Origin of the sequence: Cupriavidus pampae (genome assembly GCF_914271485.1) — a bacterium.
Classification (GTDB): Bacteria; Pseudomonadota; Gammaproteobacteria; order Burkholderiales; family Burkholderiaceae; genus Cupriavidus; species Cupriavidus pampae.
In genome coordinates this window covers 1-21,825 of sequence record NZ_CAJZAG010000001.1, presented here as the reverse complement: position 1 = coordinate 21,825, position 21,825 = coordinate 1, and the positions used below count along the sequence as shown (strand labels likewise).

At 64.5% G+C, this 21,825-nt stretch carries 23 protein-coding genes; 6 read left to right on the top strand and 17 right to left on the bottom strand.

Annotated features, from left to right (window positions below; all coding sequences use genetic code 11):
- The first annotated feature begins 113 nt into the window (after window positions 1-113).
- Window positions 114-965 carry a sulfurtransferase gene (locus tag LDO41_RS00120; RefSeq protein WP_223980327.1) on the top strand — a complete coding sequence of 284 codons (852 nt, stop codon included), beginning with the start codon at window positions 114-116 and terminating at the stop codon, window positions 963-965.
- A 3-nt stretch (window positions 966-968) separates the two neighbouring features.
- Here LDO41_RS00120 and LDO41_RS00115 read toward each other — a convergent pair whose 3' ends face one another.
- The 5 genes from LDO41_RS00115 to rpsP form a co-directional block, all read right to left on the bottom strand.
- Window positions 969-1,652: a CoA pyrophosphatase gene (locus tag LDO41_RS00115; protein ID WP_223980325.1), complete on the bottom strand. Its 684-nt coding sequence runs from the start codon at window positions 1,650-1,652 to the stop codon at window positions 969-971.
- A gap of 139 nt (window positions 1,653-1,791) precedes the next feature.
- Window positions 1,792-2,190: a 50S ribosomal protein L19 gene (gene rplS / locus LDO41_RS00110; RefSeq protein ID WP_223980323.1), complete on the bottom strand. Its 399-nt coding sequence runs from the start codon at window positions 2,188-2,190 to the stop codon at window positions 1,792-1,794.
- A 76-nt stretch (window positions 2,191-2,266) separates the two neighbouring features.
- A complete protein-coding gene (trmD, locus tag LDO41_RS00105; protein WP_223980321.1) occupies window positions 2,267-3,061 on the bottom strand; it encodes a tRNA (guanosine(37)-N1)-methyltransferase TrmD in 795 nt (264 codons plus the stop codon).
- A gap of 26 nt (window positions 3,062-3,087) precedes the next feature.
- The gene (rimM, locus tag LDO41_RS00100; RefSeq protein WP_377740964.1) at window positions 3,088-3,786 is read right to left on the bottom strand and encodes a ribosome maturation factor RimM; all 699 of its coding nucleotides are present in this window, start codon (window positions 3,784-3,786) and stop codon (window positions 3,088-3,090) included.
- A 17-nt stretch (window positions 3,787-3,803) separates the two neighbouring features.
- Window positions 3,804-4,061, bottom strand: a complete 258-nt coding sequence (rpsP, locus tag LDO41_RS00095) for a 30S ribosomal protein S16 (protein WP_223980319.1) — start codon at window positions 4,059-4,061, stop codon at window positions 3,804-3,806.
- A gap of 452 nt (window positions 4,062-4,513) precedes the next feature.
- Between rpsP and LDO41_RS00090 the strand changes: the two genes are divergently transcribed.
- Together LDO41_RS00090 and LDO41_RS00085 are read left to right on the top strand one after the other, a co-directional pair.
- Entirely contained in the window at window positions 4,514-4,927 is a 414-nt protein-coding gene (locus LDO41_RS00090; RefSeq protein WP_223980317.1) for a hypothetical protein, read from the top strand.
- Between the two features lie 79 nt (window positions 4,928-5,006).
- Entirely contained in the window at window positions 5,007-5,519 is a 513-nt protein-coding gene (locus LDO41_RS00085; protein ID WP_223980315.1) for an NINE protein, read from the top strand.
- Window positions 5,520-5,549: 30 nt separating this feature from the next.
- Here LDO41_RS00085 and LDO41_RS00080 read toward each other — a convergent pair whose 3' ends face one another.
- Together LDO41_RS00080 and LDO41_RS00075 are read right to left on the bottom strand one after the other, a co-directional pair.
- Window positions 5,550-6,692, bottom strand: a complete 1,143-nt coding sequence (locus LDO41_RS00080; protein WP_223980313.1) for a PA0069 family radical SAM protein — start codon at window positions 6,690-6,692, stop codon at window positions 5,550-5,552.
- Window positions 6,693-6,737: 45 nt separating this feature from the next.
- The gene (locus tag LDO41_RS00075; RefSeq protein WP_223980311.1) at window positions 6,738-7,241 is read right to left on the bottom strand and encodes an Lrp/AsnC ligand binding domain-containing protein; all 504 of its coding nucleotides are present in this window, start codon (window positions 7,239-7,241) and stop codon (window positions 6,738-6,740) included.
- A gap of 118 nt (window positions 7,242-7,359) precedes the next feature.
- Between LDO41_RS00075 and LDO41_RS00070 the strand changes: the two genes are divergently transcribed.
- Entirely contained in the window at window positions 7,360-8,664 is a 1,305-nt protein-coding gene (locus LDO41_RS00070; RefSeq protein ID WP_223980308.1) for a D-amino acid dehydrogenase, read from the top strand.
- Window positions 8,665-8,750: 86 nt separating this feature from the next.
- Here LDO41_RS00070 and LDO41_RS00065 read toward each other — a convergent pair whose 3' ends face one another.
- From LDO41_RS00065 to LDO41_RS00035, 7 genes are all read right to left on the bottom strand, one after another.
- Window positions 8,751-10,520 carry an acyl-CoA dehydrogenase gene (locus tag LDO41_RS00065; protein ID WP_223980304.1) on the bottom strand — a complete coding sequence of 590 codons (1,770 nt, stop codon included), beginning with the start codon at window positions 10,518-10,520 and terminating at the stop codon, window positions 8,751-8,753.
- A 76-nt stretch (window positions 10,521-10,596) separates the two neighbouring features.
- A complete protein-coding gene (locus LDO41_RS00060; RefSeq protein WP_223980301.1) occupies window positions 10,597-11,541 on the bottom strand; it encodes an electron transfer flavoprotein subunit alpha/FixB family protein in 945 nt (314 codons plus the stop codon).
- An 18-nt stretch (window positions 11,542-11,559) separates the two neighbouring features.
- On the bottom strand, window positions 11,560-12,309 hold the full coding sequence (locus LDO41_RS00055; RefSeq protein ID WP_223980298.1) for an electron transfer flavoprotein subunit beta/FixA family protein: 750 nt from the start codon (window positions 12,307-12,309) through the stop codon (window positions 11,560-11,562).
- Between the two features lie 270 nt (window positions 12,310-12,579).
- Window positions 12,580-13,380 (bottom strand): MetQ/NlpA family ABC transporter substrate-binding protein, encoded by an 801-nt coding sequence (locus tag LDO41_RS00050; RefSeq protein WP_223980296.1) that lies wholly within the window; start codon window positions 13,378-13,380, stop codon window positions 12,580-12,582.
- A 53-nt stretch (window positions 13,381-13,433) separates the two neighbouring features.
- Window positions 13,434-14,090 carry a methionine ABC transporter permease gene (locus LDO41_RS00045; RefSeq protein WP_223980295.1) on the bottom strand — a complete coding sequence of 219 codons (657 nt, stop codon included), beginning with the start codon at window positions 14,088-14,090 and terminating at the stop codon, window positions 13,434-13,436.
- On the bottom strand, window positions 14,080-15,114 hold the full coding sequence (locus tag LDO41_RS00040; protein ID WP_223980293.1) for a methionine ABC transporter ATP-binding protein: 1,035 nt from the start codon (window positions 15,112-15,114) through the stop codon (window positions 14,080-14,082). The genes LDO41_RS00045 and LDO41_RS00040 overlap by 11 nt, the downstream gene beginning before the upstream one ends.
- Before the next feature lie 166 nt (window positions 15,115-15,280).
- A complete protein-coding gene (locus LDO41_RS00035; RefSeq protein WP_223980291.1) occupies window positions 15,281-16,204 on the bottom strand; it encodes a histone deacetylase family protein in 924 nt (307 codons plus the stop codon).
- Window positions 16,205-16,298: 94 nt separating this feature from the next.
- On the opposite strand from LDO41_RS00035, the gene mltB reads away from it, so the two are divergent.
- Entirely contained in the window at window positions 16,299-17,405 is a 1,107-nt protein-coding gene (gene mltB / locus LDO41_RS00030; RefSeq protein ID WP_223980289.1) for a lytic murein transglycosylase B, read from the top strand.
- A 39-nt stretch (window positions 17,406-17,444) separates the two neighbouring features.
- Here mltB and cysM read toward each other — a convergent pair whose 3' ends face one another.
- The 3 genes from cysM to LDO41_RS00015 all read right to left on the bottom strand — a co-directional run bounded on the left by cysM (window position 17,445) and on the right by LDO41_RS00015 (window position 20,252).
- Window positions 17,445-18,347, bottom strand: a complete 903-nt coding sequence (gene cysM, locus LDO41_RS00025) for a cysteine synthase CysM (RefSeq protein WP_223980287.1) — start codon at window positions 18,345-18,347, stop codon at window positions 17,445-17,447.
- Window positions 18,348-18,438: 91 nt separating this feature from the next.
- Window positions 18,439-19,749, bottom strand: a complete 1,311-nt coding sequence (locus tag LDO41_RS00020) for a solute carrier family 23 protein (RefSeq protein ID WP_223980283.1) — start codon at window positions 19,747-19,749, stop codon at window positions 18,439-18,441.
- Between the two features lie 149 nt (window positions 19,750-19,898).
- Window positions 19,899-20,252, bottom strand: coding sequence for a ComEA family DNA-binding protein (locus LDO41_RS00015; protein WP_223980281.1), 354 nt, complete (start codon window positions 20,250-20,252; stop codon window positions 19,899-19,901).
- A gap of 340 nt (window positions 20,253-20,592) precedes the next feature.
- On the opposite strand from LDO41_RS00015, the gene LDO41_RS00010 reads away from it, so the two are divergent.
- Window positions 20,593-21,735, top strand: coding sequence for a branched-chain amino acid ABC transporter substrate-binding protein (locus tag LDO41_RS00010; protein ID WP_223982280.1), 1,143 nt, complete (start codon window positions 20,593-20,595; stop codon window positions 21,733-21,735).
- The last annotated feature ends 90 nt before the right edge of the window (window positions 21,736-21,825 follow it).

The following is a 21,825-nucleotide window of genomic DNA, read 5'->3' as shown; positions in this document are numbered from 1 at the left end:
GGGTTCGCGAATTTTGTCCCCGATCATGCGACGAGCACGCCCGAGGCGTATAATTTCGCGTTTCCAATCAGGCAGTTACTATGTGCGCAGGCACATGGTCAGGCAGTCCTTCCATGCAGATCGTCAACATTTCCGCTTACAAATTCGTCTCCATCGACGATATCGAACCGTTGCGTTCTGCCATGCGGGAGCGCTGCGAGGCGCTTGCGCTCAAAGGCACGATCCTGCTGGCGCCCGAGGGCATCAACATGTTCCTGGCCGGCCCGCGCGAGGCCATCGACGGCTTTATGGCATGGCTGCACGCCGATGCGCGCTTTGCCGACATCGCGCCGAAGGAGAGCCTGTCCGAGGATCAGCCGTTCAAGCGGATGCTCGTGCGCGCCAAGAAGGAAATCATCACGATGAAGATGCCGCTGATCCGGCCCGAAGCCGGACGCGCGCCGTCGGTCAAACCCGTCGATCTCAAGCGCTGGCTCGACCAGGGCCACGACGATGCGGGCCGTCCAGTGGTGATGCTCGACACCCGCAATGCGTTCGAGGTGGCGGTGGGCACGTTCGAGCAGGCGGTGGAATACGACATCGCCAAGTTCAGCGATTTCCCGCCGGCCGTGGCTGCGCATCGCGCCGATTTCGAGGGCAAGACCGTGGTGTCGTTCTGCACGGGCGGCATCCGTTGCGAAAAAGCCGCGATCCATATGCAGGAAGTGGGCATGGAGAACGTCTACCAGCTCGAAGGCGGCATTCTCAAGTACTTCGAGGAAGTCGGTGGCAGCCACTATCGCGGCGACTGCTTCGTGTTCGACTACCGTACGGCGCTGAACCCGAACCTCGAGCCGGCCGGACCGGTGCAGTGTTTCGCGTGCCGTGCCGTGGTCTCGGCCGAACAGCAGCAGGATGCGGCGTATGTGGTCGGCAAGAGCTGCCCGCAGTGTGCAAGCACCAGTACTACCAGCGCGGCCGCCTGAGATTTACGCCGCCAGCAGCAGATAGAGATTACGCAGCATTGCCGCGGTGGCACCCCAGATAAAGCGGTTGCCACCGCCTTCGCGCGGATACGGCATCGCGTAAAACTTGCGTTCGCCATCGACCCAGCGCAGCAGTCGGCGCTCGTGGCGGGTCGGATCCATCAGGAAGGCCAGCGGCACCTCGAACACTTCCGCCACCTCGCCGGCGTCTGGCCGCAGCGTAAAGCCCGGGCGCATCATCCCCACCACCGGGCTCACGTGGTAACCCGTGCCGGTAATGTAGTCCGGCAGCGACCCCAGCACCTCGACGTAATCGGCGCCCACGCCAATCTCCTCCTCCGTCTCGCGTAGCGCGGTGGCCACACGATCGACGTCGTAGGACTCCTGACGCCCACCCGGGAAGCTGATCTGCCCCGCATGCGCATTGAGGTTGGCGTTGCGCTCGGTGAACAGCACCCACAGCCCATCCTCGCGCACGACCAGCGGCACCAGTACCGAGGCATCGCGCAATGCGCGGGACTTGTCGTAGACGCGAGATTCGTCGGTCAGCAGCGGCTCCCACGCCGGTGGCGGAGACTGCAGCCGGCGCCGGATGAATTCCGGTTCCATGCGGGATGGGGAAAGCGGGATGCCGCGGATGTCGGTGTCGATGACAGGCAGCGTTTCGGGATCGAATATGGGACGCATAGCGAAGCAAGTATGACAGAGCCCCGCGCGGCGCGCTTTGGGCGACAATTCGGGCAACAATTCGGGCAACAAAAAAGGCACCCGAAGGTGCCTTTCGCAACGCCATGCGTCGCCGGTTGCCCGGCGCGGATGCCGGTCCTTACTCCGCAGCAGCAACCTTGGCGGCAGCAGCAGACTTCGACACCAGCTTTTCCTTGATACGTGCGGACTTGCCCGAACGTTGACGCAGGTAGTACAGCTTGGCGCGACGGACATCGCCGCGACGCTTCACTTCGATCGCGGCGATCAGCGGCGAGTACAGTTGGAACGTACGCTCCACGCCTTCGCCCGACGAGATCTTGCGCACGATGAACGACGAATTCAGGCCGCGGTTGCGCTTGGCAATCACGACGCCTTCATAAGCCTGAACACGCTTGCGGGTGCCTTCGACCACGTTCACGCTGACGATCACGGTATCGCCAGGAGCGAATGCCGGAATGGTCTTGTTGGCGGTCAAACGGGCGATCTCTTCCTTCTCGATCTGCTCGATGATGTTCATCGTTTTCTCCTTGACCATCGTACCGGCGTTGAATGCCCAGACTGTTTTGCTGGGGCCCCGGCAGAGGATGGGGTTGTCACTTGGCGGAAGCGAGCTCCCGCCCTTCTTTCGCAGCCCATTCCGACAAGAATTTCTCGTCGGCACGAGTCAGCAAACCTTGCCCACGCGCGGCCACGATCAGGTCGGGACGCTTGCGCGCGGTATTGACCAGCGCCTGCTGGCGCCGCCATTTCTCGATCTCGGCATGATGGCCCCCAAGCAAAATCTCGGGCACCGTCACGCCTTCATATTCTTCCGGCCGCGTGTAATGCGGGCAGTCCAGCAGCCCATTGACGAAGCTGTCCTGCACAGCCGACTGCGCATCGCCGAGCACACCCGGCAGATGCCGCACCACCGCGTCGATCAGCGCCATCGCGGGCAACTCGCCACCCGACAGCACAAAATCGCCGAGGCTGATTTCCTCGTCCACGCGACGGTCGATCAAACGCTGGTCGATCGCCTCGTAGCGCCCGCACAACAGCACGAGTCCGGGCTGCTGGGCCAGCGACATGACCTTCGCATGCGTCAGTGGCGCACCCTGCGGCGACATCAGCACCACATGGGGCTTGCCCACACCCGCCTGCGACTGCGCTTGTGCCTGAGCTGCGGCTGCGGCGTCGATCGCGTCCTCCAGCGGCCTGGCCAGCATGACCATACCGGGACCGCCGCCGTACGGCCGATCATCGATCGTACGGTAGTTGTCTACGGTGAAGTCGCGTGGATTCCACGTCCGCAGCGCATACTTCTGCTGCTTGGCCGCCCGGCTGGTGATACCCCAGTCGGTCAGCGCGCGAAACATCTCGGGAAACAGCGTGATCACATCGAACTGCATCCGCGCCTCCCTTTGTTCCCTGTGCTTCAGTAATCGAGTCCCCAGTCCACCACGATCCGCTTGCCGGCGATATCGACGGTGCGCAGATAGGCGTCCACGAAGGGGACCAGACGTTCGCCAGCGCCGCCTTCGGGCAGCTGGTAGGCTACCTGCAGGATCTGGTGCGCGCCGTTGTCGATCAGGCCCGACACCTCGCCGAGCGACTCGCCCTGCTCGTTGAGCACGGTACAGCCGATCAGATCGACCCAGTAGAACTCGTCTTCTTCCGGCGTTGGAAAATCCACTCGCCGGATCCAGACACGACGACCCTTGAGTGCCTCGGCGACATTGCGCTCCGAGACGCCCGTGGCCTGCGCCACGACGGTACCGCTGTGCTCGCGCGACTGTGCGATCTTGATGCCAACCACTTCCACACCGGTTGCCGGTGCGACCGATGGTGTCACCACACCAGGCGCGGGGGCCGGCAGCAACCACCAGCGACGCGCATGGAGCAACGCGGAAGCGTCGTCCGCATGCGGCTCGACCTTGATCCAGCCACGAATACCATACGCGGCTGCGACGTAGCCCACCTCGATGAGATCATCGGGCAGCGGCTCCGTGTACAACAGTGCCTGTGGCAGGGCTTTGGGTTGACCGCTCGCGCGATCTTCGCCCGCGGCGGACCGGGGCGGCAGGTTCAGTGGTTTGAGCCCACTGCGGCGCCCGCTACCCGATGCCGATGCCACTTGCGCGTCCTGAACGATCAGGCTGCGACGGCGGCAGACTTGGCTTGCTTGACCAGACGGGCAACGGTCGGCGACAGCTGCGCGCCAACACCTTCCCAGTAGGCCAGGCGGTCCTGCACCAGACGCAGACCTTCGTCCTTGCCGGTAGCCAGGGGATTGTAGAAACCAACGCGCTCGATAAAGCGGCCGTCACGACGGTTGCGCGAATCGGTAGCGACGATGTTGAAGAACGGGCGCTTCTTGCTGCCGCCGCGAGCCAGACGGATTACGACCATGGGTTATTCCTCGAAAAAACGGGGTGTGCGAACACGAAACGCAAGAGTATAGCTGATTAAGCGGGGCCGAACAAACAAATGCCACCCCTGCTGCCACGTGCAAAGGAATCCGCACTTTTGGATGCGCGCCAAAAGTGCCACGAAACCTGTCCTCGAACCGCTCGGCGACCGTGCCGAATCCGTGCCGAATTCTAGCTGAGACCGGGCCAGTTTCGCGCGCCCGGACGGCCCTGCCCCATCCCCCTGAAAGCGGCCACCACGGCGCGATTCCGGTCCCACCGGAAGTGAGGAAACAATCCGTTACACCGGTAACGGTATTGGCATAGGCGGTCACGCGGACGCATGCGTAACATGAAGCCATCGCCCGGTTTTTTCTTTTGCATCTTCTGCAACTGCAATGACTCTCACCGCTTTCATCGCAGTGGCTTTATCAAGGGCTTTTGGGATTTCGCATGCTTGACCGCTCTCGCTTGCGCAGACTCGTGGCGGGCAGCCTGGTTGCCACCGGGCTGCTCGGCGGTATTGCCGCCAGCCATGCGCAAGTTTCCTTATGGCAACACCTCCGCGACGGCGCGCATATCGGCAAATTTGCGCCCCGCGTCTCCGGGGGCATGGAAGTCGCCAGCATTCGCGCGGAGAGTCGCGACCACGTGCGCGCACAGATCGAGCGCATGGAAGCGCGCGCACGCGCCGACGATCGCCTGAGTGGCCGTCCTGATCCGGACCGCCGCGAGGACTCGCGTACCCGGCCATCTGACCGCTCGGGACGTACGGACTCGCCATCGGATGCGCAGGCCGCGAACGACGCACGCCCCTCGGGCATGGGCCCGGGCTGGCAGGCCCGTAGCCGCGACGGCGGCCGTTAAGCGCCCGCCGTTAAGCGCCCTGGCGGGCGTACAATGTGCGCCAATGCCGCTCTGGGCGGCGCTCCCCCATCGACGCACGATGCCTGTCGCCAGCCCCGGCTCTACCAGCGTGTCTTCCTCCGCGCCGCACCCATCCGCCACCGCCGCTGTCGCGCGTGGCAAATCCAAGCTGATCACCGTTGCACTCGCGTTCGTCGCGGGCAGCCTCGGTGCGCATCGCTTCTATCTCAGAGGATTCGGTGACAAGTTTGGCTGGCTCCATTTGCTGGCCACGCTCGCGGGAGCCATCGGCTTTGCCTCGCTGCTGATCGACGCCGGCAACGCCGCGTGGAACTGGACCTTCGCGGTGGCAGGCGGTACTTCCGTGATCAGCGCGTTCCTCACCGCGATCGTGTTCGGCCTGCGGCCGGACGAACAATGGGACGCGCGCTACAACCCGCATGGCCAGCCCACACGATCCGGATGGCCCGTGGTGATTCTGGTCATCCTGTCGCTGCTGATCGGCACCGGTCTGCTTATGGCCGGCCTCGCAATCAGCTTTCAGACTTTCTTCGAATCGCAGGTCGAGGCCGCCAAAGCGCTCTCGCAATAAGCGGGAAGTCGCGTCGCAGGCAACCGCCGTTTAAAACAGCGAGCCCTGTCCGTCGTCGGCATGCGCACGCGCACGCGGTGCCGCGGCAGGCGCCGCGGGCGGGCGAAATTGCGAGGTATCGAGGCCGTAACGGTCATAGCGAAAACCGAGCCGGTCCGCGGCCTTGTAGAAGCGCTGACGCATCAGGTCGGCCCAGATGCCGGTGCCGCGCATGCGCGAAGCAAAATCCGAGTCGTAGGCTTTGCCGCCGCGCATATCGCGCATGCGGTTCATCACGCGTTCGGCACGATCGGGGAAATGCGCCTGCAACCATTGCTCGAACAGCGGCTGCACCTCCCACGGTAATCGCAGCACGATGTAATTCGCATACACCGCGCCGGCCTCGCGCGCGGCTTCGAGCACGCGCTCGAGGTCGGGTTCGGTGACGAACGGAATCACCGGGGCCACACTCACACCGACCGGAATGCCGGCCTCCGTGAGCGTGCGAATCGCGCGCAGACGCCGGCTTGGTGTGGCCGCGCGCGGCTCCAGCGTACGGGCGATGTCGGCATCGAGCGTGGTGATGGTCAGCGCCGCCACCGCGAGCCGCTTCGCGGCCATTGGCGCCAGCAGATCGATATCGCGCTCGATCAGAGAGGACTTGGTGATCAGCGCGACCGGGTGGTCGCACTCGTGCAGCACCTCGAGAACGCCGCGCGTAATGCGATGCTCGCGCTCGATCGGCTGGTACGCATCGGTGTTGACGCCGAGCGCGATGGTCTGGCATCGATAAGACGGCTTGGCCAATGTGTCGCGAAGCCGTTCGGCCGCGTTGGTCTTGGCGAATAATCGGGATTCGAAGTCGAGGCCCGGGGACAGGTCCAGGTACGCATGGGTCGGGCGCGCAAAACAGTAGATGCAACCATGTTCGCAACCCCGATAGGGGTTGAGCGAGGTGTCGAACGGAATATCGGGCGACGCATTATGCGTGAGAATCGTGCGGGCGCGTTCGATCGACACCTGCGTGACCAGCCGCGGCGGCGCATCGTCCTCCTCCGCCGCCCAGCCATCGTCGAAACCTTCGCGCTGATCACGCTCGAACCGCCCCCGCACGTTGGCGACCGCGCCCCGGCCCTTGATAGGTACCCTGGGTGCCCGGAGTGCCTGCGGAGGCTCATCGTCATACGCGTCCATGCAGCGATGATACTGTATGTTTATACAGTATCCAAGACGCACCGCTCATTGTGCCGCGTCGCGCCCTTCCACCATGATCTCCAGCGTCTCCTTGATCTCTTCCATCACGACGTAGCTCTTCGACTGCGCCGCGCCCGGCAGTTGCAGCAGGATGTCGCCGAGTAGCCGCCGGTACTCCGCGATCTCGCGGATGCGCGCCTTGATCAGATAGTCGAAGTCGCCCGACACCAGATGGCACTCGAGCACCTCGGGAATGCGCAGCACCTCGCGGCGGAATTTGTCGAACATATTGCCGGCCTTGTTGCCCAGCGAGATCTCGACGAACACCAGCAGCGCGCTGCCGAGCAGTGCCGGGTTCAGCCGCGCGTAGTACCCCATGATCACGCCGTCGCGCTCAAGCCGTTTCACGCGCTCGATACAGGGCGTGATGGTCAATCCCACCGCCTCTGCCAGGTCTTTCATCGACATGCGACCGTCGCCCTGCAGCAGCGTCAGGATGCGTCGGTCGAGTCGATCGAGGCTGCGTACCGGTTGTCGGCTCGTTCTCATGAAGTATTCCTGTTTCCTTAAGAAATACGGTAACTCTGACTGGTTTGAACGCAATAGTATAGAGATGTTTCCTATTTAACCTTCAACGCCTGGCAGTCTGGTCGGGAGCGACAGAAAAATGCGAGTACTGGTCCTTGGCAGTGGTGTGATTGGCGTGACGAGCGCCTGGTATCTGGCCCGCGCGGGTCACGAGGTAACCGTCATCGATCGCGAGGCTGCACCCGCGCTCGGCACGAGCTTTGCCAACGCCGGCCAGATCTCTCCCGGCTACGCGTCGCCATGGGCCGCGCCCGGCGTGCCGCTCAAGGCCATCAAGTGGATGTTCCAGGAACACGCGCCGCTCTCGATCAAGCCGGACGGCACGCTGTTCCAGCTGCAGTGGATGTGGCAAATGCTGCGGAACTGCACCGAGGCGCGCTATGCGGTGAACAAGGAGCGCATGGTGCGGCTGGCCGAGTACAGCCGCGACTGCATCCGCACACTCCGCGCCGAGACCGGCATTTCTTACGAAGGCCGCCAGCAAGGCACGCTGCAACTGTTCCGTACAGCCGAGCAATACGATGGCGCCGCCAAGGACATCGCCGTGCTCCAGGAAGCTGGCGTGCCCTATCAACTGCTGACCCGCGAACAACTCGCCGCGAGCGAGCCCGCGCTGGCCGCGGTGAGCGGCAAGCTGGCGGGTGGCCTGCGCCTGCCGAACGACGAGACCGGCGACTGCCAGTTGTTCACGCAGCGTCTGGCGGCGCTCGCCGAATCGATCGGCGTGAAGTTCCAATACAACCGCTCGATCGACGGCCTGCTGACCGAAGGCGATGCCATCACCGGCGCGCTGATCGAAGGCAAGCCGATGCTGGCCGATGCCGTGGTGGTCGCGCTCGGCAGCTGGTCCACGCCGTTTGTGCGCCATGTGCTGCCGGGTCTGTCGAACCTGCCGGTGTACCCGCTCAAGGGCTTCTCGATCACCGTGCCGATGACCGATGCTTCGCGCAGCCCAGTATCGACGGTGCTCGACGAAACCTACAAGGTGGCCATCACGCGTTTCGACGATCGCATCCGCGTCGGCGGCATGGCGCAGATCGTTGGCTACGACCGCACGCTGGACCCGGCCAAGCGCCGTACGCTCGAGCACGTGGTGACCGATCTGTTCCCGGGCGCCGGCGACGTCAGCCGCGCGACGTTCTGGACTGGCCTGCGTCCGATGACGCCGGACGGCACGCCCGTCGTGGGCCCGGCAGGCATTCGTGGCCTGTGGCTCAACACCGGCCATGGCACGCTCGGCTGGACCATGGCGTGCGGTTCGGGCAAGCTGCTGTCGGACCTCGTGTCGGGCACGCGTCCCGCGATTCGCGCCGACGACCTCTCGGTCGATCGCTATCGCAGCGTGCCGCGCTCACACGGCGTCGCGCGTCCGCTGCCGGCCTGAGTTCGGGGCTGAATACCGGGCTGACACAAACCGCCTGAACGACAAAGGGCCCCGCAAGGGGCCCTTTGTCGTTTGCAGCCAGCGCGTCAGAACTGGTCTTCGCTCAGCGCATTGACCGACGCGGCGCCTTCGACAATCGCGTCGCGCAGCGCGGTGGCCTGCGGCAGCAGATGCTGCGCATAAAACTGCGCGGTCGCAACCTTGGCATCGTAGAACGACGGATCGTCACCACGGCGTGTCTCGGCCGCCAGCAACGCACGCGCCATCTGCCAGCCTGACAGCACGATGCCGCACAGGCGCAGATACGGCACGCTACCCGCGAACACCGCGTTGGGATCAGCCTTCGCATTCTCCACGACGAACGCCACCACGTCTGCCAGCGCCTCGCGGCCGCGCGCGAGCTGTTGCCGCACGGCGGGATGTCCGCTCAGCGCGGCTTCGGTCTCGGCGATGCGCGCGAGGATGTCGCGCGCCATCGCGCCACCGTCGCGCAGGGTCTTGCGGCCCACGAGGTCGTTGGCCTGAATCGCCGTGGTGCCTTCGTAGATCGGCAGGATGCGCGCGTCGCGATAGTGCTGCGCCGCGCCAGTCTCCTCGATAAAGCCCATGCCGCCATGCACCTGCACGCCGAGGCTCGTCACGTCGATCGACATCTCGGTGCTCCACCCCTTGATCACCGGCACGAGAAATTCGTAGAACGCCTGGTTACGCGCGCGCTCGTCAGCATCGGGATGGCTGTGCGCGGCATCGCTCGCGGCGGCGCCCACATAGGCCACCGCACGCGCGCCCTCGATCAGCGCGCGCATCGTCATCAGCATGCGCTTGATATCGGGATGGTGAACGATGGTCACCGCCTGACGCGCCGAGCCATCGACGGGCCGGCTCTGCACGCGTTCGCGCGCAAACGCCACCGCCTGCTGATACGCGCGCTCGGACACCGCAATGCCCTGCATGCCCACCGAGAAGCGCGCGGCATTCATCATGATGAACATGTACTCGAGCCCGCGATTCTCCTCGCCGACCAGCGTACCGAGCGCGCCGCCATGGTCGCCGAACTGCAGCACCGCGGTCGGGCTCGCCTTGATGCCAAGCTTGTGTTCGATCGACACGCAATGCACGTCGTTGCGCGCGCCGAGGCTGCCGTCATCGCCGACGAGAAATTTCGGCACGATAAACAGCGAGATACCCTTCACGCCTTCGGGTGCGTCAGGCGTGCGCGCAAGCACCAGATGGACGATGTTCTTCGCCATATCGTGCTCGCCGTACGTGATGAAGATCTTGGTGCCGAACACCTTGTACGTGCCATCGCCCTGCGGCTCCGCGCGCGTGCGCACCGCGGCGAGGTCGGAGCCGGCCTGCGGCTCCGTGAGGTTCATCGTGCCGGTCCATTCGCCCGAGATCAGCTTTGGCAGGAACGTGTTCTTCTGCGCGTCGGTGCCCGCGGTCAGCAATGCCTCGATCGCGCCGTCGGTCAGCAGCGGGCACAACGCGAACGACAGGTTCGCGGTGTTGAGCATCTCGTTGCACGGCGTGGCCACGAGCTTCGGCAAACCCTGGCCACCAAACTCGGCCGGATGCAGCACGCCCTGCCAGCCACCCTCGCCAAACTGGCGGAACGCGTCGCGGAATCCGGGCGTGGTCCTGACCTCGCCATCCTTCCAGCTGCTGGGGTCGGTATCGCCGATGCGATTGAGCGGGGCCACCACCTGTTCGTTGAAGCGCGCGGCTTCCTCGAGCACGGCCTGCACCGTATCCGGTGTAGCCTCTTCGAAGCCCGGCAGCTGACTCACGGCGTCGAGACCCGCCAGCTCGTTCATCACGAACAGCATGTCCTTGAGCGGTGCGCGATAGGTCATCGATGTCTCCTCTGTTGTAAAAAAGCCGTTCGCGGGACACCCGGAACGGCTTGTTTTTCTTTCTTGTATCGATGGATCAACCCAGCGCGGCCACCAGTTCCGGCACCACGGTGTTCAGGTCACCCACCAGGCCGTAGTCAGCCACCGAGAAGATCGGTGCCTCGGCGTCCTTGTTGATCGCCACGATCACCTTGGAGTCCTTCATGCCGGCCAGATGCTGGATCGCACCCGAGATGCCCACCGCGATATACAGCTGCGGCGCGACGATCTTGCCGGTCTGGCCCACCTGATAGTCGTTCGGCACGAAGCCCGCGTCCACTGCCGCGCGCGAGGCGCCCAGTGCGGCGTTGAGCTTGTCGGCCAGCGGCGTCAGCACCTTGGTGTAGTTGTCGCCCGAACCCACGCCACGGCCACCGGACACGATGATCTTGGCGGCGGTCAGTTCCGGACGATCGCTTTTGGTGACTTCGCGCGACACGAATTGCGAGATGCCCGCATCGGCCACAGCCTGCAGCGTATCGACGCTGGCCGAGCCACCTTCGGTAGCGGCCGGATCGAACGCCGTGCCACGCACGGTGATCACCTTGATCTTGTCGGACGACTTCACGGTGGCAATCGCGTTGCCTGCGTAGATCGGGCGCTCGAACGTGTCGGGCGAGTCGATCTTCGTGATGTCCGACAGCTGCGCGACATCCAGCTTGGCTGCCACGCGCGGCAGGATGTTCTTGCCGTACGCGGTGGCCGGAGCCAGGATGTGCGAGTAATCGCTGGCCGCATTGGCCACAAGCGCCAGCACCTGGTCGGCCACGTTCTCGGCCAGGCCATCGGCAAAGTACGGTGCGTCGGCCAGCAGGACCTTGCTCACGCCCGCGATCTTCGCGGCGGCGTCGGCGGCGGCGCGGGCGTTGGCCCCGGCCACGAGTACGTGAACCTCGCCGGTCTGGGCGGCGGCCGTCACCACGTTCAGCGTGGCGGACTTGATCGATTGATTGTCGTGTTCAGCAATGACGAGTGCAGTCATGTTTTTCTCTCCCCGCGCTCAGATAACCTTGGCTTCGTTCTTCAGCTTTTGCACCAGCGTCGCAACGTCCGGCACCATCACGCCCGCGCTGCGCTTGGCAGGCTCCACCACCTTCACGGTGGCCAGGCGCGGCTTGACGTCCACGCCGAGGTCTTCCGGCTTGACGATCTCGAGCGGCTTCTTCTTCGCCTTCATGATGTTCGGCAGCGTCACGTAGCGCGGCTCGTTCAGGCGCAGGTCGGTGGTCACCACGGCCGGCAGCTTGACCGAAATGGTTTCCAGGCCGCCATCGACTTCACGCGTGACCGAAGCCTTGCCATCCGCGACCACGACCTTCGAAGCGAACGTCGCCTGCGGCAGGCCGGCCAGCGCGGCCACCATCTGGCCGGTCTGGTTGGAGTCGTCGTCGATGGCCTGCTTGCCGAGGATCACCAGCTGGGGCTGTTCCTTGTCGACCAGCGCCTTGAGCAGCTTGGCCACGGCCAGCGGCTGCAGGTCCTCGGTGGACTCCACCAGGATGCCGCGATCGGCACCGATGGCCATCGCGGTACGCAGCGTTTCCTGGCATTGCGTCACGCCGCAGGACACCGCGATGACTTCGGTCACGACGCCCGCTTCCTTCAGACGCACCGCCTCTTCCACGGCGATTTCGTCGAACGGGTTCATGCTCATCTTCACGTTGGCCAGATCAACGCCGGATCCGTCCGACTTGACGCGGACCTTCACGTTGTAGTCCACCACCCGCTTGACTGCGACGAGTACTTTCATGCGCTCACTCCACTGATTGCTGGATAGTCCAAATGATGGATCGCCAAGGATCCCGAATCGCCCGCCATTATACCCACCGGGTCAGCGCCGATCCGGATTTCCGAACGATCGTACTATTTTCTTGGCTAAGATTGCCGGGCATCGCCCGGCAGACCCAAATTCGCTGCCCATTGTGCCGCAGGTTCAAGGCCATGGACAGCGTTTCGACGAAAACCTCGGTTGCCTTCAGGGAAAACCCGAGGCGAATGGGACGTCGCCCGTGTGCACCCATCACCAGGCGGCGATCACCGATTCCTTGAAGGTCGTCGTGATGTATTGCTTCACTTCCGGCGAATGGTAGGCCTTCACCAGCTTGGCTACCCACGGCTTGTCCTTGTCAGCGGTGCGCACGGCCAGCAGGTTCGCGTACGGGCCGGTCGGGCCTTCGGTCGCGATGGCATCGCGCGTCGGCGACAGACCGGCCGACTCCGCGTAGTTACCGTTGATCGCGGCGGCGTCGAGGTCGTCCAGCGAGCGCGGCAGCTGGGCGGCATCGAGTTCGACGATCTTGAGCTTGCGCGGGTTCGCGACGATATCGAGCGGCGTAGCCTTGAGGCCCGCGTCCGGACGCAGCTTGATCAGGCCCTTGGCCTGCAGCAGCAGCAGACCGCGGCCGCCGTTGGTCGGGTCGTTGGGCACGCCCACGCGCGCGCCATTCTTGAGCTGGTCGAGCGACTTGACCTTCTTCGAGTACACGCCCATCGGAAACGTCACCGTGAAGCCAGCGTTGCTGAACTTGTAGCCGCGGTCCTTGATCTGCGCCTCGAGGTACGGCAAATGCTGGTAGCTGTTGGCGTCGAGGTCGCCGGCCTGCAGCGCGGCGTTCGGCTGGATGTAGTCGCTGAATTCGACCACCTGGATGTTGAGGCCGTCCTTCGCGGCGACCTTCTTCACCTGCTCCATGATCTGCGCGTGGGGGCCGCCGGTCACGCCGACCTTGATCGGCTTCTCCTGCGCGCCCGCGCCCGTGGACAGTACCAGCGTCGCCGCGCCCAGTGCGGCAATGGTCTTCAGCATGTTGCGTCGTTGCATGTCGGTTTCCCTGTGTTTCTAATTGAATCTGTTTTTTTGGTATCGGTGATCGCTCAGCGGTGACTGATCCGGCGGACCAGCCAGTCGCCGAAGCTCTGCACGGCCTGCACGAATACGATCAGGATGATCACCACCGCGACCATCACCTCGGTGATATAGCGCTGGTAGCCGTAACGGATGCCGAGATCACCCAGCCCGCCACCGCCGATCGCGCCGGCCATCGCCGAATAGCCGACCAGGCTTACGAACGTGATGGTCAGCCCCGCGACGATGCCCGGCATCGCCTCGGGCAGCAGCACCTTCCACACGATCTGGCGCGTGGTCGCGCCCATCGCCTGCGCGGCCTCCACGAGGCCCTTGTCCACTTCACGCAGCGCCGCTTCCACAAGGCGCGCGATAAACGGCACGGCGGCAATCGTCAGCGGCACCACCGCGGCGGTGGTACCGATCGACGAGCCCACGATAAAGCGCGTGAACGGGATCACAACCACCAGCAGGATGATGAACGGGATCGAGCGCACCGCGTTGACCAGAATGCCGATGCCGCGATTGAACAGCGGGTGCGAGACCACGCCGCCGCGATTGGTCAGGTGCAGCAGCACGCCCAGCGGCACGCCGAACAGCGCGCCGACCACGCCCGAGATGCCCACCATCAGCAGGGTCTCGCCGAACGAGCCCAGAAACAGGTCCAGCAATTCCTCAGACCACATGGTCGATCTCCTCTACCACCACACCCTGCGCGCGCAGGTAATCCATCGCGGCCCGCACGTCGTCGGGCGCCCCGGTTGCCATGATCGCGAGCGAACCAAAGGCCTGCCCCTGGATCTCGTCGATATGGCCGTGCAGGATGTTGAAGTCGAGCCCGTACTGACGAATCGCCTGTGCCAGCACCGGCTGGTCCACGCCCTCGCCCGTGAAGGCCAGGCGGTAGACGTGGTCGCGGCCGTTACCAAGGCGCGACTCCACGCGCTTGAGCACGCTCGGCGGCAGTTCCTGCGCAATCACGTCGCCGATCATCGCGCGTGTGACCTCGTGCCGCGGTCGCAGGAACACATCGATCACGCGGCCGGACTCGACCACCCTGCCGGCTTCCAGCACCGCCACGCGATCGCAGACCTGTTTGATCACCTCCATCTGGTGCGTGATCATCACGATGGTCAGGCCCAGCTCGCGATTGATCTTGCGCAGCAGGTCGAGAATCGAGCGCGTCGTCTCGGGATCAAGCGCGGAAGTCGCTTCATCGGAGAGCAGCACCTTGGGCTTGCTAGCCAGTGCGCGCGCAATGCCCACGCGCTGCTTCTGGCCGCCGCTGATCTGGGCGGGATAGCGGTCGCGCAGCGCGGACAGCCCCACCAGGTCGAGCAGAGGCAGCACGGTCTCTGCGATCTCGCGCTTCGACTTGCCGGCCAGCTCCAGCGGCAGCGCGACGTTGTCGTACACCGTGCGCGACGACAGCAGGTTGAAGTGCTGGAAGATCATGCCGATCTCGCGTCGCGCCAGACGCAGCGCGCCGTTATCGAGCGAGGTCAGGTCCTGGCCGTCGACGATGACGCGGCCCGCGCTCGGGCGGTTCAGCAGGTTGATGGCCCGCACCAGCGTGCTCTTGCCGGCGCCGCTGCGGCCGATGATGCCGAAGATCTCGCCGGCGGCAATGTTGAGGCTGACGTCGCGCAGCGCGTACACCTCTCCCGACCCACTGGGAAAGCGCTGCGAGAGTCCTTGCAGTTCGATCATAAGAAATGAAAACGGCAACAGGCGAGACGAGACTCGAGCGCTGTTGCCGCTTGGAATTTGGGCGAAGCCCGCATTTTATGCGAAGGCCTTCATACCTCAAACGAGATTTTTTCGATTCCCTTATGCGAAGACGGTATATAAAAAGCCGCGTGAGATGCCTTTTAGATTACATTTCCAGCAATACTTTCAGGTGCGCGAGCACGCTGCGGCCGAGCGCGCTGAGGTTGTAGCCACCTTCGAGACAACTGACGATGCGGCCCTGCGCATGCGCGCGCGCCACGGTGATCATTTGCGCGGTGATCCACGCATAGTCCTGTTCGACCAGCCCCATCTGGCCCATGTCGTCCTCGCGGTGCGCATCGAAGCCGGCCGAAATAAACAGCATCTCGGGCTTGAACTCGTTGAGCCGCGGCAGCCAGATCGTCTCCACCACCTCGCGCACGGCCATGCCGTTGCTGTATGCGGGCAGCGGGATATTCGACATGTTCGGCGCGATGCGTTCGGCACCGCTGTACGGGTAGAACGGATGCTGGAAGAAGCTGCACATCAGCACCCGCGGATCGTCGCGGAAGGCCGCCTCGGTACCGTTGCCATGGTGGACATCGAAGTCGATGATCGCCACGCGCTCCAACCCGTGCGCGGCCAGCGCATGGCGCGCGGCAATGGCCACGTTGTTATAGAAGCAGAACCCCATCGCGCGGTCCGGTTCGGCGTGATGGCCGGGCGGACGCACGCAGCAGAACGCGTTCTCGAGCTCGCCCGCGATCACCGCGTCGGTCGCCGCCACGGCCGCGCCGGCCGCGTGCCGCGCGGCGGTCAGCGTATGGCGGTTCATGCTGGTATCGGGATCGATCTGGTAATAGCCCGCGGCGGGACTGATCGACGTCAGCTCGCTGACATAGGCGGGCCGATGCACGCGCTCGATCTGTTCTTCGGTGGCGGCGGGCGCTTCGCGGTGATCGAGCAGGCCGTCGACCGCATGCGAGATCAGATGGTCTTCGATCGCCTGCAGCCGCTCCGGACATTCCGGATGGAAATGGCCCATCTCGTGCAACAGAAACGCCGGGTGAGTGTAATAGCCCGTTGGCATCTTGTTTGTGGGTTCAAGTTTGTCTCCGAACGTTACGTTAGCACAGGACGTGGGATGGGTCCGTTATACTCGTCCGCGACTGGCAAAGGACAACATGACCGAGAAACAGCGATCCCTGCGACGCCCCCTGCTGGGCGTTGCACTTAGCGCTGCCGCATTGAGCCTCTGCGGCATCTCTCCCGCCCTGCTGGCCGCCGGCAAACGCCGCGTCAGCGTACGGGAAGAAGAAATCGACCCGGGCCGTTATCAGAATCATCCGCAGGCCCGCGCCTTTATCGACGACATGGTGACGCGCCATGGCCTGGCGCGCGCCGACCTCGACAGCTGGTTCGCCCAGACCGCGTATTCGGCCACGGTAGCACGGCTGATCATGCCGCCGAGCACGCCCGGCAAGAAGAGCTGGCGCGCCTATCGTTCCCGCTTTATCGAACCGATCCGCATCAACGCGGGCGTCCGCTTCTGGCAACAGAACCGCGAGACCCTGCGCCGCGCGGAAGCCGAGTTCGGCGTACCCGCTTCGGTCATCGTCGGCATCATCGGCGTGGAAACGATCTACGGCCGCGACATGGGCACGTTCCGCGTGATGGATTCGCTGTCGACGCTGGCGTTCGACTATCCCGACACGCCCAATCGCGAAGCCCGCACCAGGCTGTTCCGCGACCAGCTGGCCGACTACCTGCTGTGGTGCCGCGATACGCGTACCGACGTGTTCTCGGTGACTGGCTCGTATGCCGGCGCGATCGGCATTCCGCAGTTCATGCCGACCAGTCTGCGTGAATACGCGATCGACTACGACAACGATGGCCATATCGATCTGCGCAACAGCCCCGTCGATGCAATCGGCAGCGTTGGCCGCTTCCTGCAGTTGCATGGATGGGAACAGGGTCGACCCGTGGCGTGGCGCATTGCCGGCGATGCCGGCAGCCTGGGCGTGGCCACGGCCGCAGCCGATGGCGAGCCATGGCCCACGCGTACGCTGAACCAGCTGACGCGCGCGGGGTTACGCGTCGATGAGCCCATCGACGTGGCGCGCGAAGGCGAGACCGGCGTGCTGGTGGTGGATCTGCCCACGCCGGATCAGCCGACCGAGTACATGATCGGCCTGCGCAATTTCTATGTGCTGACGCGCTACAACCGCAGCTTCTTCTACGCGTTGTCCGTGTATCAGCTGGGCGAGGCGGTGAAAGCCGCGATGGGCTGAAGGCAGGGGCCCTCTCCCCTGCGGGAGAGGGAATCGCTATCAGGCGGGAAACACGCCTGTGGACAGGTAACGATCGCCACGATCGCAGACGACGAACACGATCGTCGCGTTTTCCACTTCCTCGGCGATACGCAGCGCCACGCACAGCGCGCCCGCGGCCGAGATGCCGGCGAAGATGCCTTCCTCGCGTGCCATGCGGCGGGCCATATGCTCGGCATCCGCCTGGCTGACCGACTCGGTACGATCGATAAAGGTCGGATCGTAAATCTTCGGCAGGTACGCCTCCGGCCACTTGCGAATGCCCGGAATGCGCGAGCCTTCGGCCGGCTGCGCGCCGACGATCTGGATGCCCGCGTTCTTTTCTTTCAGATAGCGCGAGACGCCCGTGATCGTGCCCGTGGTGCCCATCGCCGAGACGAAATGCGAAATGCGGCCTTCGGTATCGCGCCAGATCTCGGGACCGGTGGTCTCGTAGTGCGCGAGCGGATTGTCGGGGTTGGCGAACTGATCGAGGATCACGCCCTTGCCCTCGCGCTCCATCGAGTCGGCGAGGTCGCGCGCGTATTCCATACCGCCCTTGACCGGCGTCAGGATGATCTCCGCGCCGTAGGCGGCCATGCTCTGGCGACGCTCGAGGCTCAGGTCCTCGGGCATGATCAGCACCATGCGGTAGCCGCGAATCGCGGCCGCCATGGCCAGGGCGATGCCGGTATTGCCGGACGTCGCCTCGATCAGCGTGTCGCCGGGCTTGATGCGACCGCGCTCTTCGGCGCGGCGGATCATCGAGGCTGCGGGCCGGTCCTTGACCGAGCCTGCCGGATTGTTGCCTTCCAGCTTGCCAAGGATCACATTGCCGCGCGCTTCCAGGGCAGCGCCCGGAATGCGTTGCAGTCTGACCAGCGGCGTGTTGCCGATGGTGTCTTCAATCGTCTTGTAGGCCATGTGATGCGCTGATTGGGGGGTTCGGCGGCCATTGTAATGCAGCACCGACACCCCCGTAGCCAACGCGGATATGTGGCCAGGGCCGGATGGCTTAAAGCGCGGCGTCCTTGGCCGACTTGCCCTCGCCCAGGACGTGGTACAGCAGGATCGCGCCGAAGGTCGTGGTACCGATGCCGCCCAGCGTCAGCCCACCCAGGCGCAGCGTCAGGTCACCGGCGGCTACCGTCAGCGTGGCGCCCACGGTGATCAGATTGCGCGAGCTCGAGAAGTCCACGTTGTTCTGCACCCAGATGCGGCCCGCCGTGGCGGAGATCAGGCCGAACACGACGATCGTCAGGCCACCGATCACGGCGCCCGGAATCGTCAGGATCAGCGCGCCGAACTTCGGCGAGAAGCCGAGCAGGATTGCCACGACCGCGGCCACGATAAAGATCAGCGTCGAGTAGATGCGCGTGACAGCCATCACGCCCATGTTCTCCGCATACGTGGTCACGCCGGTGCCGCCACCGCTCGCGGACAGCATCGTCGCGATACCGTCGCCGATGAACGCGCGGCCGATATACGGGTCCAGATTACGGCCGGTCATCACGCCGATGGCCTTGATATGGCCGAGGTTCTCGGCCACGAGCACCACCGCCACCGGCGCGATCAGCAGCATCGCGCTGATATCGAACACCGGTGCCGTGAAGGCGGGCATGCCGAACCATGCGGCCGACGCCACGCCGGAGAAGTCGATCGGCTTGCCCATGCCCATCAGGTTGGTCGCCACGAAGTAGGCCAGGTAACCGGCCAGCCCGCCCAGCAGCACGGGCAGCCGCCCGGCCATGCCGGGCGCCCGCACCGCGACCAGACCCACCGCGAGCACCGTCAGCAGACCGATCCACGTGTCGAGCGGCGCCGCGCTCACGGCCTTGACCGCTACCGGCGCGAGGTTCAGGCCGATGGCCGCGACGATCGCGCCCGTGACCACGGGTGGCATCAGGCGTTCGACCCAGCCATAGCCAATGGCCTGCACGATCAGGCCAATGACTGTATATAACGCGCCGGCCGCGATAATGCCGCCGAGCGCGAGCGGGATATTGGTATTGGGACCGCTGCCGCCATAGCCGGTGGCGGCGACGACCACCGCGATAAACGCGAAGCTCGAGCCCAGATAGCTTGGGACGCGGCCGCGCACGCAGAGGAAGAAGATCAGCGTGCCGATGCCCGAGAACAGGATGGCGATATTGGGCGCAAAACCCATCAGGATCGGCGCGATCGCGGTGGAGCCGAACATGGCCACCACGTGCTGGACGCCAGCCAGAATGGTCTGCCCCGCGGGTAGCCGTTCGTCGGGCGCGATCACGCCCTCGGTCTTGAGTCGCCACTTGGGCAGAAAGCCCGTGTCCTCGCCATTGCTCATGTTTTTCTCCCTGTCTTCGCTGGCTCTGGTTATCGTGCCATCCGGCGCGGAGGATCGCCCCGGCCCGGGTGCGCCCCTGATGGCGCCCGCATGATACCGCGCGCCCGTACGGGCGCGCGTCAGCGAAGCACAACACGTACCCAGGGATGTCAGCGTTTGACAGCCGCCGGTGCGCTGCCCTTTGTCGGCGGCTTCGCCCCCGTGCCCGTCTTGCCGAACGTCAGCCCCGCCGCCTCCAGGTTCGCCGCGGACTTCGGGCCCACGCCTGCCACGCGGTCCACCAGATCGTCGGCATTGCGGAACGCCCCACCCTGAGCGCGCGCCTCGATGATGCGCCGCGCCATGGCTGGGCCAATGCCGCGCACCGCGGTCAGCGCAGCCTCGTCGGCACTGTTCACGTCAACGCTTGCGAACGCCGGCATGGCCCCCGCGCACCACAGGATCATGGCCAGCGCCACCTTGCGTAGCTGGCGCCTGTACGAATACCTGCACAAATCGATCATCGGAAATCTCTCCTTTCACTGAGTGGAAAGGGGGCGCACCACAGCATAGGACGGCACCCGCTCCTCGGACGCTTCCGACACAAGCTGCCACGCACCCGATGCGGATATGTGTCTGCCCCCGATCGGTGCGCGCGGCACGATAGCGCAGTCAGTCCAGTCGCAGTTCGCCTCGTCGTTGTGCAAGCGTGGCCGCAAACCCGTGGCATGGATGTTGCGAATCCCTGCCATTCAAGTGACTTGAATGGTTTGAATGTCCCTGTACTTCACCGCAAGTCGCTTGAATCCATTCTCGATCAAGGGGAGCAGCGTGCGAAAGATTCAATACGGATTTGCGGCGGCCATGCTGGGCACGACGGTGGCCATGGCCATCGCGTCGATGCCCGCGATGGGCAAGGAAGTCGTCAAGATTGCGTTCGTCGGACCGCTCACGGGCGGCGTGTCGTCGATTGGCCTCGGCGGCCGCAACTCCGCGGACCTCGCGGTAAAGCTGCGCAATGCCGATCCGGCATCGAAGTACACCTACGAGCTCGTGACGCAGGACGACGAGTGCAAGCCGAACGTCGGGGTGCAGGTGGCCACCAAGATCAGCGCGGACCGCGGCATCGTGGCCGGCGTCACGCACTTCTGCTCCGCCGTGGCGATGGGCACCGTTGGCGTGTACAACCGCTTCGGCCTGCCCGTGGTGGTGTGGGGCGCGGTGCTGCCCGACATCACCTATGGCAACAACTTCAAGGAAGTGCATCGCGTCAACGGCACGATGATCAACCAGAGCGAAGTGGCTGCCAAGTTCATGACCGGCCTCGGCTACAAGAAGTGGGCGATCATTCATGACACCACCGACTACGGCAAGGGCCACAACAAGTACTTCAGCGAGTTCCTCAAGCGCGATGGCGGCACGGTGGTCGGCACCTTCGGCGTAACGGCGGACCAGCAGGACTTTACGAGCGAGCTGACCAAGATCCGCGAGCTCAAGCCCGACGTGGTCTACTTCGGCGGCCTCACGCCGCTGGGCGTGCGCATTCGCACGCAGATGGAAAAGCTCGGCATCAAGGCGCAGTTCGAAGGCACCTCGGGCATCAAGTCCGATGCGTATATCGAAGGCGCCGGCAAGCAGATGTCCGAGGGCTCGCTCGCGTTCATCGAAGGCGCGCCGTGGGAGAAACTGCCCGGCGGCCTGTACTTCACGGGCAAGTATCAGCAGCAGAAGTATGGCGAGCCGCCCGAGGCGTATGGCGTGTTCGCGTTTGCCGCGACCAACCTGATCATCGATGCGGTCGAGAAGGTGGGCCCGGATCGCAAGAAGGTGCGTGACGTGCTCAACGGCACGCGCGATGCGGAGACCATCATCGGCAAGGTCACGTTCGACGATCATCGTCAGAACGTGGTGCCGCTGGTCACCAAGTATGTCGTCGAGGACGGCAAGTGGGTGATCTGGGAAGACAGTAGCTACGCCAAGGGCAAGAAGAAGCTGGCCGGCCTGTAAGCGCCGCCAGATTCGCGGCCTGTCTGTCGTCGTGGGGGGGGGCGGGGCGGCGCGGGGGCCCGGGGCCCCCCCCGCCCGCCAGTGGGGGTG

What these genes read in the sequence shown, in the direction of transcription:
- LDO41_RS00120 (WP_223980327.1), top strand. Translation starts at nt 114, where the DNA reads ATGCAGATCGTCAACATTTCCGCTTACAAATTCGTCTCCATCGACGAT.
- LDO41_RS00115 (WP_223980325.1), bottom strand. Translation starts at nt 1,652, where the DNA reads ATGCGTCCCATATTCGATCCCGAAACGCTGCCTGTCATCGACACCGAC.
- rplS (WP_223980323.1), bottom strand. Translation starts at nt 2,190, where the DNA reads ATGAACATCATCGAGCAGATCGAGAAGGAAGAGATCGCCCGTTTGACC.
- trmD (WP_223980321.1), bottom strand. Translation starts at nt 3,061, where the DNA reads ATGCAGTTCGATGTGATCACGCTGTTTCCCGAGATGTTTCGCGCGCTG.
- rpsP (WP_223980319.1), bottom strand. Translation starts at nt 4,061, where the DNA reads ATGGTCGTAATCCGTCTGGCTCGCGGCGGCAGCAAGAAGCGCCCGTTC.
- LDO41_RS00090 (WP_223980317.1), top strand. Translation starts at nt 4,514, where the DNA reads ATGCTTGACCGCTCTCGCTTGCGCAGACTCGTGGCGGGCAGCCTGGTT.
- LDO41_RS00085 (WP_223980315.1), top strand. Translation starts at nt 5,007, where the DNA reads ATGCCTGTCGCCAGCCCCGGCTCTACCAGCGTGTCTTCCTCCGCGCCG.
- LDO41_RS00080 (WP_223980313.1), bottom strand. Translation starts at nt 6,692, where the DNA reads ATGGACGCGTATGACGATGAGCCTCCGCAGGCACTCCGGGCACCCAGG.
- LDO41_RS00075 (WP_223980311.1), bottom strand. Translation starts at nt 7,241, where the DNA reads ATGAGAACGAGCCGACAACCGGTACGCAGCCTCGATCGACTCGACCGA.
- LDO41_RS00070 (WP_223980308.1), top strand. Translation starts at nt 7,360, where the DNA reads ATGCGAGTACTGGTCCTTGGCAGTGGTGTGATTGGCGTGACGAGCGCC.
- LDO41_RS00065 (WP_223980304.1), bottom strand. Translation starts at nt 10,520, where the DNA reads ATGACCTATCGCGCACCGCTCAAGGACATGCTGTTCGTGATGAACGAG.
- LDO41_RS00060 (WP_223980301.1), bottom strand. Translation starts at nt 11,541, where the DNA reads ATGACTGCACTCGTCATTGCTGAACACGACAATCAATCGATCAAGTCC.
- LDO41_RS00055 (WP_223980298.1), bottom strand. Translation starts at nt 12,309, where the DNA reads ATGAAAGTACTCGTCGCAGTCAAGCGGGTGGTGGACTACAACGTGAAG.
- LDO41_RS00050 (WP_223980296.1), bottom strand. Translation starts at nt 13,380, where the DNA reads ATGCAACGACGCAACATGCTGAAGACCATTGCCGCACTGGGCGCGGCG.
- LDO41_RS00045 (WP_223980295.1), bottom strand. Translation starts at nt 14,090, where the DNA reads ATGTGGTCTGAGGAATTGCTGGACCTGTTTCTGGGCTCGTTCGGCGAG.
- LDO41_RS00040 (WP_223980293.1), bottom strand. Translation starts at nt 15,114, where the DNA reads ATGATCGAACTGCAAGGACTCTCGCAGCGCTTTCCCAGTGGGTCGGGA.
- LDO41_RS00035 (WP_223980291.1), bottom strand. Translation starts at nt 16,204, where the DNA reads ATGCCAACGGGCTATTACACTCACCCGGCGTTTCTGTTGCACGAGATG.
- mltB (WP_223980289.1), top strand. Translation starts at nt 16,299, where the DNA reads ATGACCGAGAAACAGCGATCCCTGCGACGCCCCCTGCTGGGCGTTGCA.
- cysM (WP_223980287.1), bottom strand. Translation starts at nt 18,347, where the DNA reads ATGGCCTACAAGACGATTGAAGACACCATCGGCAACACGCCGCTGGTC.
- LDO41_RS00020 (WP_223980283.1), bottom strand. Translation starts at nt 19,749, where the DNA reads ATGAGCAATGGCGAGGACACGGGCTTTCTGCCCAAGTGGCGACTCAAG.
- LDO41_RS00015 (WP_223980281.1), bottom strand. Translation starts at nt 20,252, where the DNA reads ATGATCGATTTGTGCAGGTATTCGTACAGGCGCCAGCTACGCAAGGTG.
- LDO41_RS00010 (WP_223982280.1), top strand. Translation starts at nt 20,593, where the DNA reads ATGCTGGGCACGACGGTGGCCATGGCCATCGCGTCGATGCCCGCGATG.